The sequence below is a fragment of the Pseudomonas sp. 18175 genome, from assembly GCF_050432925.1.
In the GTDB taxonomy this organism is placed as follows: Bacteria; Pseudomonadota; Gammaproteobacteria; order Pseudomonadales; family Pseudomonadaceae; genus Aquipseudomonas.
The window spans coordinates 71,500-85,565 of sequence record NZ_JBKFTO010000011.1 but is presented as its reverse complement, the minus strand read 5'-3'; the positions used below and the strand labels follow the sequence as shown (position 1 = coordinate 85,565).

Sequence of the window (14,066 nt, the reverse complement as noted above, 5' to 3'; positions counted from 1 at the left end):
GCTCGTTTCCTTTCGCAAGTTCGCAAAGTTGGCAAAGTTCATAGTCACACCGCTACCACGACGATGGCGCCGATCACCAGCACGGCGCCGGCCGCCATAGAGGCTGCATACCAACGCAGTTGGCCAGTCTCGCTGCGGCTCAGGGCGGTGTGACCGGCCTTGGCGGCACGCGGGATCAAACCGATGGTCTGGTCGAGCGGGTCTTTGCGCAGTACATGGCTGATGGCCAGGTAAGGCTTGACGAACAGTTTGTCGTAGATCCAGTCGAAGCCCCAGGCAGCGAACCACCAGGCCGACAGGAAGCGGCCAATGCCACTGTTGGCAACGCCCGTCACGAAGCGACGCTTGCCCAGGAACAGCAGCGCGGCCAGCAAGATACCGGCGATGGCAATGGCGCCCGAGGCGATTTCCAGGCTGTGCTGGGCATCGCCGCCGGCGTGGCCGACGCTTTGCGGCAGTACACCGTGCAGCGGCGGGGTGATCATGGCGCCGACGAAGGTCGACAGCACGATCAGCACCGACAACGGCAACCAATGGGAGATGCCGTGGCCTGCGTGGGCTTCGGTCTTGGCTTCACCGTGGAACGTGATGAAGATCAGGCGGAAGGTGTACAGCGAGGTCATGAAGGCGCCGACCAGGCCTGCGTACAGCAGGTTCTGGTGGCCGCTGGCGAAGGCCTCCCAGAGGATTTCGTCCTTGGAGTAGAAACCGGCAGTCACCAGCGGCAGGGCGGCCAGGGCGGCACCACCGACGATGAAGCTGGCGTAGGCCAGTGGCAGTTTCTTCCATAGGCCGCCCATCTTGAAGATGTTCTGCTCGTGGTGGCAGGCAACGATCACCGCACCGGAGGCAAGGAACAGCAGGGCCTTGAAGAAGGCGTGGGTCATCAGGTGGAAGATCGCCGCGTCCCAGGCGCCAACGCCCAAGGCCAGGAACATGTAACCGATCTGGCTCATGGTCGAGTAGGCGAGGATACGCTTGATGTCGGTCTGTACCAGGGCAGCAAAACCGGCCAGTACCAGGGTCACGCCACCAACGATTCCTACAAGATGCAGGATGTCCGGCGCCAGGGTGAACAGGCCGTGGGTACGGGCGATCAGGTAGACACCGGCGGTTACCATGGTTGCCGCGTGAATCAGTGCGGAAACAGGGGTAGGACCGGCCATCGCATCCGCCAGCCAGGTTTGCAGCGGCAGTTGCGCGGATTTACCCACGGCGCCACCCAGCAGCATCAGGGTCGCCAGGGTGATCCAGAAGTCGCCGACTTGGAACTTCTGCGGTGCCAGCACCAGCAGTTCCTGGATGTTCAGCGTGCCCACCTGTTGGAACAGAATGAACAGGCCGATGGCCATGAACACGTCACCGATTCGGGTGACGATAAACGCCTTGAGTGCCGCGTTACCGTTGTTGCGGTTGCTGTAGTAGAAACCGATCAACAGGTACGAGCACAGGCCCACGCCTTCCCAGCCGAAGTACAGGAACAACAGGTTATCGCCCAGCACCAGGAACAGCATGCTGGCGATAAACAGGTTGGTGTACGAGAAGAAGCGCGAGTAACCGGCTTCACCGCGCATGTACCAGGACGCGAACAGGTGGATCAGGAAACCCACGCCCACCACCACGCCAAGCATGGTGATCGACAGGCCGTCGACGTAGAGGGCGAAGTTAGGCTTGAAGCCCTCCACCGACATCCACTGCCACAACACCAGGGTGTAGTGGCCGCCTTCCGGCGGCGCCACGTTGAATTGCCAGATGACGTAGGCGGCGACGATGGCCGACAGGCCAATGGAGCCCACGCCAATCAAGGCAGAGAGGTTTTCCGACCAGCGTCCGCGAGAGAACGACAGCAGCAGGAAACCGATCAGGGGAAATACGAAAGTCAGAAAGATCATGTTCATCCGCGCATCTCACTGGCAGCGTCGATATCAAGCGTGTGGAAGCGACGATACAGTTGCAGCAGGATCGCCAGGCCAATGCTGGCCTCGGCGGCTGCCAGGCTGATCACCAGGATGAACATGACTTGTCCATCCGGCTGGCCCCAACGTGCACCGGCAACGATGAACGCGAGTGCCGCAGCGTTCATCATGATTTCCAGGCTCATCAACACGAACAGAATGTTACGGCGAACCATCAGGCCGACCAGGCCAAGGCAGAACAGGATGCCGGCGACCGCCAGACCATGCTCCAAAGGGATAGCAGGCATCGTCATTGCTCCTTGGCTTCGTTGCGGCCCAAGTGGAAGGCGGTGATGGCTGCAGCAAGCAGCAGCATCGAAGCCAGTTCGACCACCAGCAGGTACGGGCCGAACAGGCTGATGCCCACGGCCTTGGCGTCTACGGTGGTGTGGCCGATGGCCTGGCCGCTCTGGTGAGCGAACAGTACATACAGCAGTTCACCCAGCAGCAGGGCTGCCAGCACAACCGGGCCAAGCCAGATGCCGGGCTTGAGCCAGACGCGCTCTTGGGCGACCGAAGCCGGCCCCAGGTTGAGCATCATCACCACAAACACGAACAGCACCATGATGGCGCCCGCATAGGCGATCACTTCCAGCACACCGGCGAACGGTGCGCCGAGGCTGAAAAAGGTCATGGCCACGGCGATCAACGAAATGATCAGGTAGAGCAGGGCGTGCACAGGATTGGTGTTGGTGATCACGCGAAGCGTGGACACCACTGCAATACCGGACGCGAAATAGAAAGCGAATTCCATCTTTCTTCCTTAAGGCAGCAAGCTCTTCACGTTGATCGGCTCGGCTTCGTTTTGTGCGGCGCCCTTCGGCTTACCGGCAACGGCCATACCTGCAACACGATAGAAGTTGTAATCAGGGTTTTTACCGGGACCAGAGATCAGCAGATCTTCTTTCTCGTACACCAGGTCCTGACGTTTGAACTCGGCCATCTCGAAATCCGGGGTGAGCTGGATCGCGGTGGTCGGGCAAGCTTCCTCGCAGAGGCCACAGAAAATGCAGCGCGAGAAGTTGATGCGGAAAAAGTCCGGGTACCAGCGACCGTCTTCGGTTTCAGCTTTCTGCAGGGAGATGCAACCCACCGGGCACGCCACGGCGCACAGGTTGCAGGCTACGCAGCGTTCTTCGCCATCGGGGTCGCGGGTGAGCACGATACGGCCGCGATAACGCGGCGGCAGGTACACCGCTTCTTCCGGGTATTGCAGGGTGTCGCGCTTGCGAAAACCGTGACCGAACACCATCACCAGGCTTCGCAACTGGGTACCAGTACCCTTAACGATGTCGCCAATATATTTGAACATGGGTCAAATCCTCACTGAACCGCGCCGGCGGGCGTGTTCAACAACACAACGGCAGCCGTCACCAGCAAATTGATCAGGGTCAGCGGCAGGCAGAAGCGCCAGCTGAAATCCATCACCTGGTCGTATCGTGGACGCGGAATGGAAGCGCGCAGCAGGATAAACAACATGATGAAGAACGCGGTCTTGAGGAAGAACCAGAAGAACGCCAACTGCGGCAGGATGCCGAACGGACCGTGCCAGCCGCCGAAGAACAGCGTGACCAGCAGGGCCGAGATCAAGATGATGCCGATGTACTCACCGACGAAGAACATGCCCCACTTCATGCCGGCATATTCAATGTGGTAACCGTCGGCCAGTTCCTGTTCCGCTTCCGGCTGGTCGAACGGGTGACGGTGAGTCACGGCGACGCCAGCGATGAAGAAGGTACAGAAGCCGAAGAACTGCGGAATGATGAACCACAGGTTCTGCGCCTGGTACTCAACGATGTCGCGCATGTTGAACGAGCCAACCTGCACCACGATGCCCATCAGCGCCAGGCCCATGAACACTTCGTAGGACACGGTCTGGGCCGAAGCCCGCAAGCTGCCCAGCAGGGCGAACTTGTTGTTACTCGACCAACCCGCGAACAGCACCGCATAGACCGACAAACCGGCCATGGCGAAGAAGAACAGCAAGCCGATGTTCAGGTCCGCCACGCCCCAGGTCGGGGTGATCGGGATGATCGCGAAGGCGATCAGCAAGGCGCTCATGGCCACGACGGGTGCCAGGGTGAAGATCACCTTATCGGCAAACGGCGGGGTCCAGTCTTCCTTGAAGAACATTTTCAGCATGTCGGCCGCGATCTGGAACATGCCGAATGGGCCAACGCGGTTCGGACCGTAACGGTCCTGCCACCAGCCCAGCAGGCGACGTTCGACGAAGCTGAGCAGGGCGCCCGCCACGACCACGGCCAACAGGATCACGATGGCCTTGACCACCGAAATGATCACGTCAATTACTTCCGGCGTGAACCAAGTCATTGCGCTGCCTCCTGCAGACCGTCAACGGTTTTGCCAAAGATCGCCGCTGGAATACCGGCGATGCCTTTTGGCAGGGCAACCAGGCCAGCGCCCAGCTCTTCGTTGATGCGCAGCGGCAGACGCAGGGTCTGGCCGGCAACAGTCAGGCTGAGCAGAGCACCGTCGTTGACGCCCAGGCGGTCGGCTTCGGACTTGGCCACGGACACGTAGGCTTCTGGAATGCGGCCTTGCACCGGTGCGGCCTTGGAAGAATTCTCTTCGCTGCCGAACAGGTGGAAGAACGGCACAACCTGCCAGGTACCCTGGGCCGGGTTGAACGGACGCGGTACCGCAGCGAACCAGTTCAGCGAGTCACCGGTGCTTTCGATCAGGCGGGTGCCCGGGTCGCCAGCGCGGATATGACCACCGACTTCGTCCTGGAACTTGTTCCAGGCTTGCGGCGAGTTCCAACCCGGCGACCAGGCGAACGGCACCTGCTGACGCGGTTCGGCGGAGCCCGAGTAACCTTCCATGGAGAACGCGAACGCGGTGTCCGGGTCTTGTGGGGTACGCGGTTCGTGCACGCTGATATTGGCGCGCATGGCGGTACGACCGGAGTAACGCAGCGGTTCACGGGCCAGTTTCATGCCCTTGATGCGGAACGCGGCTGACGGCGCGGCATCGACAATACGGGCCAGTTGCGGCGCGCTGGCGGCGGTGGCGGCGGTCACGTGGTCGAGCTGGGTCCAGTCGATCGGTTGGTTCAGCAAGGTGGCGCGCAGGGCATGCAGCCAGCGCCAGCCTTCGTGCACCAGGATGCTGGCGTCCATGTACTTCGGATCGAACACCTGGAAGAAGCGCTGGGCGCGGCCTTCCTGGCTCACCAGAGTACCGTCGCCTTCGGCGAAGGTGGCGGCTGGCAGCACCAGGTCGGCACGTTCGCTGGTGGCGGTGGTCTGGTGGTCGGCAACGATCAGCACCTTGGCGGCGTTGAGCGCGGCGTCAACCTTGGCCGAATCGGTGCGGGTGTACAGGTCGTTTTCCAGCACCACGATGGCGTCGGCATTGCCGTCGATCACCGCTTGCAGGCCAGCGTCCAGAGACTCGCCACCAAGCATGGCCAGGCCAAGGCTGTTGGCTTCCGGCACCACCAGGCTGATGGAGCCGTTCTTGTCACGCAGCTTCAAGGCTTTGGCGATGTTGGCTGCGGCTTCGATCAGCGCCTTGGAACCCAACGAGGTGCCGGCAATGATCAATGGGCGCTTGGCGGCCAGCAGGGCGTCGGCGATGCGCTGGGCCAGTTCAACGGCTTCGCTGTCCAGGCCTTCGACGGCAGGAGCACTGGCGTCGAGGGCGTGGGCCACGGCGAAACCGATGCGGGCCAGGTCGTCGGGCGCGGCGTGTACGCATTCTTCGGCGATGTCGTCGAGCTTGGTCTCAGCCAGGCTCGCGATAAACAGCGGGTTCAATGCGTGCTGGCCGATGTTTTTCACGGCGGCGTCGAGCCACGGCTGTACGCGCATGGCGTCGGCCATTTCTTCAGCCTTGCCTTTGACCGACTGGCGCAACGACAGGGCCACGCGGGCGGCGGTCTGGGTCAGGTCTTCGCCGAGCACGAAAATGGCGTCGTGGTCTTCGATGTCGCGCATGTTCGGAACCGGCAGCGGGCTGTCGTTCAGTACTTGCAGGACCAGGCGGATGCGTTCCAGTTCACCGGCTTCGATGCCGCTGTAGAAGTGCTCTGCACCCACCAGTTCGCGCAACGCGTAGTTGCTTTCGAGGCTGGCGCGGGGCGAACCGATACCGACAATGTTGCGGCCACGCAGCAGGTCGGCGGCTTTATCCAGTGCGTCGTCCAGGCTCAGCTTGGCGCCGCCGGCCAGTGGTTGGCGCGGGCGGTCCTTGCGGTTGACGTAGCCATAGCCGAAACGGCCACGGTCGCACAGGAAGTATTGGTTGACCGAACCGTTGAAGCGGTTTTCGATGCGACGCAGTTCGCCGTAGCGCTCGCCTGGGGAGATGTTGCAACCGCTGGAGCAGCCATGGCAGATGCTCGGCGCGAATTGCATGTCCCACTTACGGTTGTAGCGCTCGGAGTGGGTCTTGTCGGTGAACACACCGGTCGGGCAGACCTCGGTGAGGTTGCCGGAGAACTCGCTTTCGAGCACGCCGTCTTCCACGCGACCGAAGTACACGTTGTCGTGGGCGCCAAAAACGCCCAGGTCGGTGCCGCCGGCGTAGTCTTTATAGAAACGCACGCAACGGTAGCAGGCGATGCAGCGGTTCATTTCGTGGGAAATGAACGGGCCGAGGTCCTGGTTCTGGTGGGTACGTTTGGTGAAGCGATAACGGCGCTCGTTGTGGCCGGTCATCACCGTCATGTCTTGCAGGTGGCAATGACCGCCTTCCTCACAGACCGGGCAGTCGTGGGGGTGGTTGGTCATCAGCCATTCCACAACACTGGCGCGGAACGCCTTGGACTCTTCATCTTCGATGGAGATCCAGGTGTTGTCGGTGGCTGGGGTCATGCACGACATGACGATACGACCACGGGTGTCGTTCTCGTCGGTGTATTGCTTGACCGCGCACTGGCGACAGGCACCGACGCTACCAAGTGCGGGGTGCCAGCAGAAATACGGGATGTCGAGGCCGAGTGACAGACATGCCTGTAACAGGTTGTCTGCCCCATCGACTTCGAGCGCTTTGCCGTCTACGTGGATAGTGGCCATGGTTCAAAGTTCTTCGTTGGCCCGTTGTCAGCGGGCGTGGCTAATGGAATCTTGTTATTCATGTGCATCTACACAGCCCTTGAGGCGTCAGCACATGAGAAAGCGAAGGGCACGGACCCTTCGCTTCTTTAAGCGTTACGCGCCGACTACGATCGGCCTTGCCAGAGGCGGGACGGCGGCGCTGGTAGGCGCGATGCCGGCTTCGAACTCCGAGCGGAAGTATTTGATGGCGCTGCCCAATGGCTCCACGGCGCCCGGTGCGTGAGCACAGAAGGTCTTGCCTGGGCCGAGGAAGCCGACCAAGCCCAGCAGGGTCTCGATATCACCCTCGCGGCCTTCGCCTTTTTCCAGGGCCATCAGCAGCTTGACGCTCCACGGCAGGCCGTCGCGGCATGGGGTGCAGAAGCCGCAGGATTCACGGGCAAAGAACTGCTCCATGTTGCGCAGCAGCGAGACCATGTTCACGGTGTTGTCCACCGCCATCGCCAGGCCCGTACCCATCCGGGTGCCGACCTTGCCGATGCCGCCGGCATACATCTGTGCGTCGAGGTGCTCAGGCAGCAGGAAGCCAGTACCTGCACCGCCTGGCTGCCAGGCTTTCAAGGTGTAGCCGTCGCGCATGCCACCGGCGTAGTCCTCGAACAGCTCGCGTGCGGTCACGCCGAATGGCAGCTCCCACAGGCCAGGGTTCTTGACCTTGCCGGAGAAGCCCATGAGCTTGGTGCCCATGTCTTCGCTGCCTTCGCGGGCCAACGATTTGTACCAGTCCACGCCGTCGGCGATGATCGCCGGCACGTTGCACAGGGTCTCGACGTTGTTCACGCAGGTCGGCTTGCCCCACACGCCCACGGCGGCAGGGAAGGGCGGCTTGGAGCGCGGGTTGGCGCGGCGGCCTTCGAGGGAGTTGATCAGTGCGGTTTCTTCACCGCAGATATAACGCCCAGCGCCGGTGTGCACGAACAGCTCGAAGTCAAAGCCCGAGCCGAGGATGTTCTTGCCCAGCAGGCCCGCTGCCTTGGCTTCTTCGACCGCCCGGTTGAGGTGCTTGGCGGCGGTGGTGTACTCGCCACGCAGGAAGATATAGCCACGGTAGGTTTTCAGCGCGCGGGCGCTGATCAGCATGCCTTCGATCAGCAGATGGGGCAGTTGCTCCATCAGCATGCGGTCTTTCCAGGTGTTGGGTTCCATTTCATCCGCGTTGCACAGCAGGTAGCGGATGTTGATGGATTCGTCCTTGGGCATCAGGCCCCACTTAACACCCGTGGGGAAGCCTGCACCGCCGCGACCTTTAAGGCCTGCGTCTTTCACGGTCTGGACGATATCGTCCTGGGCCATGTCGGCGAAGGCTTTGCGCGCTGCGGCATAGCCGTTCTTGGCCTGGTACTCGTCGAGCCACACAGGCTCGGCATCGTCACGCAGGCGCCAGGTCAGCGGATGGGTTTCAGGCGAACGCTTGATCAGGTTGGCCGGGCCGAAAGATGTAAGGGTCATGGGTAGCCCTCAAGCAATTGGGTCACGCCAGTTGCCTGTACGTCACCGAATGTGTCGTCGTCGATCATCAACGCCGGCGCTTTGTCGCAGTTGCCCAGGCAGCACACCGGCAGCAGGGTGAAACGCCCGTCTGCAGTGGTCTGGCCGAGGCCGATGCCCAGTTTGGTCTGGATCGCGTCAACCACTTTCTCGTGGCCGCCGATGTAGCAGACCATGCTGTCGCACACGCGAATGATGTGGCGGCCAACCGGCTGGCGGAAGATTTGGCTGTAGAACGTGGCCACGCCTTCAACGTCGCTGGCCGGGATGCCGAGGATCTCACCGATGGCGTAGAGGGCGCCGTCCGGCACCCAGCCACGTTCCTTCTGGACGATCTTCAAGGCTTCGATCGACGCCGCGCGCGGGTCTTCGTAGTGATGCAGCTCGTGCTCGATGGCCGAGCGCTCGGTTTCACTCAAGGTGAAACGGTCTGTCTGGATAAGCGTGCTGTTCATGCTTAGCGGTCCACGTCGGCCATAACGAAATCGATACTACCCAGGTACGCAATCAAGTCCGCGACCATCTCGCCTTTGATCACCGAAGGGATCTGCTGCAAGTGGGCAAAGCTTGGGGTACGGATCCGGGTGCGGTAGCTCATGGTGCCGCCATCGCTCGTCAGGTAATAACTGTTGATACCCTTGGTCGCTTCGATCATCTGGAAGGATTCGTTGGCCGGCATGACCGGGCCCCACGAAACTTGCAGGAAGTGCGTGATCAGGGTTTCGATGTGCTGCAGCGTGCGCTCTTTCGGCGGCGGCGTGGTCAGCGGGTGATCCGCTTTGTACGGGCCGGCCGGCATGTTGCGCATGCACTGCTCGATGATCTTCAGGCTCTGGCGCATTTCTTCGACGCGCACGATGCAACGGTCGTAGGCATCGCCGTTGGCGGCCAGCGGCACTTCGAATTCGAAGTTCTCGTAGCCCGAGTACGGGCGCGCTTTACGCAGGTCGAAGTCGCAGCCGGTGGAGCGCAGGCCAGCACCGGTGACGCCCCATTCCAGGGCCTCTTTGGTGTTGTACTGGGCGACGCCGATGGTACGACCCTTGAGGATGCTGTTATCCAGCGCAGCCTTTTGGTACTCGTCCAGACGCTTGGGCATCCAGTCGATGAACTCTTTAACCAGGCGCTCCCAGCCGTTCGGCAGGTCGTGGGCAACACCGCCGATGCGGTACCAGGCCGGGTGCAGGCGGAAACCGGTGATGGCTTCGATGACCTTGTAGGCGCGCTGACGGTCGGTGAAGGTAAAGAACACCGGGGTCATGGCGCCCACGTCCTGGATATAGGTACCCAGGAACAGCAGGTGGCTGGTGATGCGGAAGAATTCGGACATCATGATGCGGATGGTGTCGACGCGGTCTGGCACCTTGATGCCGGCCAGCTTCTCTACCGAGAGCACGTACGGCAGGTTGTTCATCACGCCGCCGAGGTAGTCGATACGGTCGGTGTACGGGATGAAGCTGTGCCACGACTGGCGCTCGGCCATCTTCTCGGCACCACGGTGGTGGTAGCCGATGTCCGGTACGCAGTCGACGATTTCTTCGCCGTCCAGTTGCAGGATGATACGGAAGGCACCGTGGGCCGAAGGGTGGTTCGGGCCCAGGTTGAGGAACATGTAGTCCTCGTTGGTGCCGGAGCGCTTCATGCCCCAGTCTTCCGGACGGAAGCGCGCGGCCTCCTCTTCAAGCTGCTGCTTGGCCAGGTTGAGGCTGAACGGGTCGAATTCGGTGGCGCGGGCAGGGAAGTCCTTGCGCAGCGGGTGACCTTCCCAGGTTGGCGGCATCATGATGCGCGTCAGGTGTGGGTGGCCAGGGAAGTCGATACCGAACATGTCCCAGACTTCACGCTCGTACCAGCTGGCGTTGGGCCAGATGCCGGTGACGGTCGGGATGCTCAGGTCGCTTTCGGAGAGGGCGACCTTGATCATCACGTCGCTGTTACGTTCCAGCGACATCAGGTGGTAGAACACGGTGAAATCGGCGCCGCTCGGCAGCCCTTGACGCTTGGTGCGCAGACGCTCGTCCACGCCATGCAGGTCATAGAGCATGACGTACGGCTTGGGCAGGTTACGCAGGAAGGTCAGGACTTCGACGAGCTTGGCACGCGCCACCCACAGCACCGGCATACCGGTGCGCGTGGCCTGGGCGGTGAAGGCGTCAGGGCCAAAACGGTTATTGAGTTCGACGACCACATCCTGGTCGTCTGCCTTATAAGGCGGGATGTACAGAGCGCTGCCTGTAGTCATGGTTTTTTTATCGCTTTCGGTCAACGTAAAGAATGAAGCCAGGTGTTCGTTCTATAAAAGAAGCGGGGCTGGATCAGACTTCGTCAGGGCTGCGCAGGTTGGTGACTGCGATTCGCTGTTCGCGGCGCTGTTCCTTTTGCGAAGGCATCTCGGCGCGGTATACGCCTTGATCGCCGACGACCCAGGAAAGCGGGCGACGCTCCTTGCCAATCGATTCCTGCAGCAGCATCAAGCCTTGCAAGAATGCTTCAGGGCGAGGCGGGCAGCCAGGCACGTAGACGTCCACGGGCAGGAACTTGTCCACTCCTTGAACCACGGAGTAGATGTCGTACATGCCACCGGAGTTGGCGCACGAACCCATGGAGATAACCCATTTTGGTTCGAGCATTTGCTCGTAGAGACGCTGGATGATCGGCGCCATCTTGATAAAGCAGGTGCCGGCGATAACCATGAAATCCGCCTGGCGCGGCGATGCCCGGATAACTTCGGCACCAAAGCGCGCGATGTCGTGGGGCGCCGTGAAGGCGGTGGTCATTTCCACATAGCAGCACGAAAGACCGAAGTTGTACGGCCACAGGGAGTTTTTACGCCCCCAGTTGACCGCGCCACTCAGCACGTCTTCCAGCTTGCCCATGTAGATGTTTTTGTGGACTTGATCTTCTAACGGATCGGAAACGGTTTCCCGTTCGCCGATAGGGTACTGATCGTTAGGAGCATCCGGGTCGATCCTGGTGAGATTGTATTGCATCGCCAAAGCCTCATTGTTTCAGCTTCGCTTGCCGCTTACGACGAGCTTCCGGAGCCCAGTCAAGGGCGCCCACTCGGAATAGGTAGACAAGGCCTGCCAACAGAATTGCTATGAAAACGAGAGCTTCGACGAATCCGGTCCAGCCGCTTTCGCGGACGGACACAGACCAGGCAAAGAGAAAGAGGGCTTCGATATCGAAGATCACGAACAGCATCGCGACCAGATAGAATTTGGCTGAGAGCCGCAAGCGGGCGCCACCTGTAGGCAGCATGCCGGACTCGAACGGTTCATTTTTGCTGCGGCCCCAGGCTTTTGACCCGAGGAGGCTGGAAACACCAAGCATGAAGGCACAAAGGCCGACAACACCGAGGAGGAAAATGGCAAAGCCCCAGTTGTGGGCCATGAGTCCTGTCGCTTCGGTCATGCTGGAAATCCTTAACAGAGAGCAAAGGTCTCTGAGCTCGAAAAAGTAACGATGCAGTGACGATATGTCGCAGTGCAATCAATCGCGGTGATTTTATGGCTAAACACCGGGCAAGTAAAATTCCTATAGCGAAATTATTCGATGGAATAAGGACATAGTGCACCTCATTGGGGCTGTAGCCCTTGCAGGGCGGGCATTAGCGGGCTTTTGATCAATTATGTTTTGTTTAACCTGTAACGAAGTTTTCATGCGCCAAATGATAATGAATATTGTTTGCGCAGGGTTTAAGCGAATGTTTCTCGTGTGGCGGGGGAAGTTGCCGTTACTTGCTTGGTTGTCGCTTAGTTGATGACGGGGATCTTTTAACCGATCCGAGTGAAGCGGATACCGCTCTAGATCAATGTTTTGCGCAAAACCCTCAGGTTGAATGCATTCCCCTTGTGGGAGCGGGCTTGCTCGCGAATGCGGTGGGTCAGCCAATGAATCTGTTGACTGACACACCGCATTCGCGAGCAAGCCCGCTCCCACATTTTGATCTGTGTTGTGTCAGGCGGGTTTTCATCGGCGCAAAAAAACGCCCCGAACCAGTCGGGGCGTGATTTTTTGCGGCACTGCGGTTAGGTCTTCCTTGGGGCCGCAGTGGCCGTGTACGCGGTACTTAGTGGAACTGCTCTTCTTCGGTCGAACCGGTCAGCGCGGTCACGGACGAGGAGCCGCCCTGGATCACGGTGGTCATGTCGTCGAAGTAGCCGGTGCCCACTTCTTGCTGGTGCGCCACGAAGGTGTAGCCTTTGGCGGCATCAGCGAACTCCTGCTCTTGCAGCTTCACGTAGGCGGTCATGTCGTTGCGGGCGTAGTCGTGCGCCAGGTTGAACATGCTGTGCCACATGTTGTGAATGCCCGCCAGGGTGATGAACTGGTGCTTGTAGCCCATGGCCGACAGTTCGCGCTGGAACTTGGCGATGGTCGCGTCGTCCAGGTTCTTCTTCCAGTTGAAAGAAGGCGAGCAGTTGTAGGACAGCAGTTGGTCCGGGTATTCCTTTTTGATCGCCTCGGCGAAGCGGCGGGCTTCGTCCAGGTCCGGCTTGGCGGTTTCGCACCAGATCAGGTCGGCGTATGGCGCGTAGGCCAGGCCGCGAGCGATGGCCTGGTCGAGACCGGCGCGCACTTTATAGAAGCCTTCCTGGGTACGTTCACCGGTTACGAACGGCTGGTCGTACGGGTCGCAGTCCGAGGTCAGCAGGTCTGCTGCGTTGGCATCGGTACGCGCCAGAATGATGGTCGGCGTGCCGGCAACGTCAGCGGCCAGGCGAGCAGCGGTCAGCTTCTGTACGGCTTCCTGGGTCGGTACCAGTACCTTGCCGCCCATGTGGCCGCATTTTTTCACGGACGCCAGTTGGTCTTCGAAGTGCACGCCGGCAGCGCCTGCCTCGATCATGCTCTTCATCAGCTCGTAGGCGTTCAGTACACCACCGAAACCGGCTTCTGCGTCAGCCACGATTGGCGCGAAGTAGTCGATGTAGCCTGCGTCGCCTGGGTTCTTGCCGGCTTTCCACTGGATCTGGTCGGCGCGACGGAACGAGTTGTTGATGCGCTTGACCACGGTTGGAACCGAGTCCACCGGGTACAGCGACTGGTCGGGGTACATGGATTCAGCGGAGTTGTTGTCCGCTGCCACTTGCCAGCCGGACAGGTAGATCGCCTGGATACCGGCTTTTACCTGTTGTACTGCCTGGCCGCCAGTAAGGGCGCCCATGCAGTTGACGAAATCTTTGTCGGGACGGAAGGACGGCTTGGCACCTTGGGTCACCAGGTTCCACAGCTTCTCGGCGCCGAGTTTTGCAAAGGTGTGCTCGGGTTGAACCGAGCCACGCAGGCGGACGACGTCAGCAGCGGAATAAGCGCGGGTCACGCCTTTCCAGCGTGGGTTTTCAGCCCAGTCTTTTTCGAGGGCTGCAATTTGCTGTTCGCGTGTCAGTGCCATGGAGATAAACCTCGTCGCGTCTTGTTGGAAGATCCATTTGCCAGCCGTGCGTTCAATGCATGGGCGGGGCTACTCGCTGACCAGAAGCTTAGGCGGTCATGTCGGGTCTGGCGGGGAATGCGACGGGATGAACGATTGGCGAGA

12 protein-coding genes are annotated in these 14,066 nt (G+C 60.5%); all 12 read right to left on the bottom strand.

Features of this window, described 5'->3' with window-relative positions; genetic code table 11:
* Nucleotides 1–44: 44 nt before the first annotated feature.
* The 12 genes from nuoL to aceA all read right to left on the bottom strand — a co-directional run bounded on the left by nuoL (nt 45) and on the right by aceA (nt 13,922).
* Nucleotides 45–1,898, bottom strand: coding sequence for an NADH-quinone oxidoreductase subunit L (nuoL, locus tag ACLD1Y_RS16580; protein ID WP_429478950.1), 1,854 nt, complete (start codon nt 1,896–1,898; stop codon nt 45–47).
* Nucleotides 1,895–2,203 carry an NADH-quinone oxidoreductase subunit NuoK gene (gene nuoK / locus ACLD1Y_RS16575; protein WP_003174727.1) on the bottom strand — a complete coding sequence of 103 codons (309 nt, stop codon included), beginning with the start codon at nt 2,201–2,203 and terminating at the stop codon, nt 1,895–1,897. The genes nuoL and nuoK overlap by 4 nt, the downstream gene beginning before the upstream one ends.
* A gap of 2 nt (nt 2,204–2,205) precedes the next feature.
* Entirely contained in the window at nt 2,206–2,709 is a 504-nt protein-coding gene (gene nuoJ, locus ACLD1Y_RS16570; protein ID WP_003174726.1) for an NADH-quinone oxidoreductase subunit J, read from the bottom strand.
* Between the two features lie 9 nt (nt 2,710–2,718).
* Nucleotides 2,719–3,267: an NADH-quinone oxidoreductase subunit NuoI gene (nuoI, locus tag ACLD1Y_RS16565; protein WP_003174725.1), complete on the bottom strand. Its 549-nt coding sequence runs from the start codon at nt 3,265–3,267 to the stop codon at nt 2,719–2,721.
* A gap of 11 nt (nt 3,268–3,278) precedes the next feature.
* Entirely contained in the window at nt 3,279–4,286 is a 1,008-nt protein-coding gene (nuoH, locus tag ACLD1Y_RS16560; RefSeq protein ID WP_017137518.1) for an NADH-quinone oxidoreductase subunit NuoH, read from the bottom strand.
* The gene (gene nuoG / locus ACLD1Y_RS16555) at nt 4,283–6,994 is read right to left on the bottom strand and encodes an NADH-quinone oxidoreductase subunit NuoG (RefSeq protein WP_429478949.1); all 2,712 of its coding nucleotides are present in this window, start codon (nt 6,992–6,994) and stop codon (nt 4,283–4,285) included. Before nuoG ends, nuoH begins: the two co-directional genes overlap by 4 nt.
* Nucleotides 6,995–7,129: 135 nt before the next feature.
* Nucleotides 7,130–8,485: an NADH-quinone oxidoreductase subunit NuoF gene (nuoF, locus tag ACLD1Y_RS16550; RefSeq protein WP_105698604.1), complete on the bottom strand. Its 1,356-nt coding sequence runs from the start codon at nt 8,483–8,485 to the stop codon at nt 7,130–7,132.
* Nucleotides 8,482–8,979: an NADH-quinone oxidoreductase subunit NuoE gene (gene nuoE / locus ACLD1Y_RS16545; RefSeq protein ID WP_105698603.1), complete on the bottom strand. Its 498-nt coding sequence runs from the start codon at nt 8,977–8,979 to the stop codon at nt 8,482–8,484. The genes nuoF and nuoE overlap by 4 nt, the downstream gene beginning before the upstream one ends.
* A 2-nt stretch (nt 8,980–8,981) precedes the next feature.
* Entirely contained in the window at nt 8,982–10,766 is a 1,785-nt protein-coding gene (gene nuoC, locus ACLD1Y_RS16540) for an NADH-quinone oxidoreductase subunit C/D (RefSeq protein ID WP_105522763.1), read from the bottom strand.
* A gap of 73 nt (nt 10,767–10,839) precedes the next feature.
* Nucleotides 10,840–11,514 (bottom strand): NuoB/complex I 20 kDa subunit family protein, encoded by a 675-nt coding sequence (locus ACLD1Y_RS16535; RefSeq protein WP_012724951.1) that lies wholly within the window; start codon nt 11,512–11,514, stop codon nt 10,840–10,842.
* A 10-nt stretch (nt 11,515–11,524) separates the two neighbouring features.
* A complete protein-coding gene (locus ACLD1Y_RS16530; RefSeq protein ID WP_003219575.1) occupies nt 11,525–11,938 on the bottom strand; it encodes an NADH-quinone oxidoreductase subunit A in 414 nt (137 codons plus the stop codon).
* Between the two features lie 658 nt (nt 11,939–12,596).
* Nucleotides 12,597–13,922 carry an isocitrate lyase gene (gene aceA / locus ACLD1Y_RS16525; RefSeq protein WP_017737152.1) on the bottom strand — a complete coding sequence of 442 codons (1,326 nt, stop codon included), beginning with the start codon at nt 13,920–13,922 and terminating at the stop codon, nt 12,597–12,599.
* Nucleotides 13,923–14,066 lie beyond the last annotated feature (144 nt).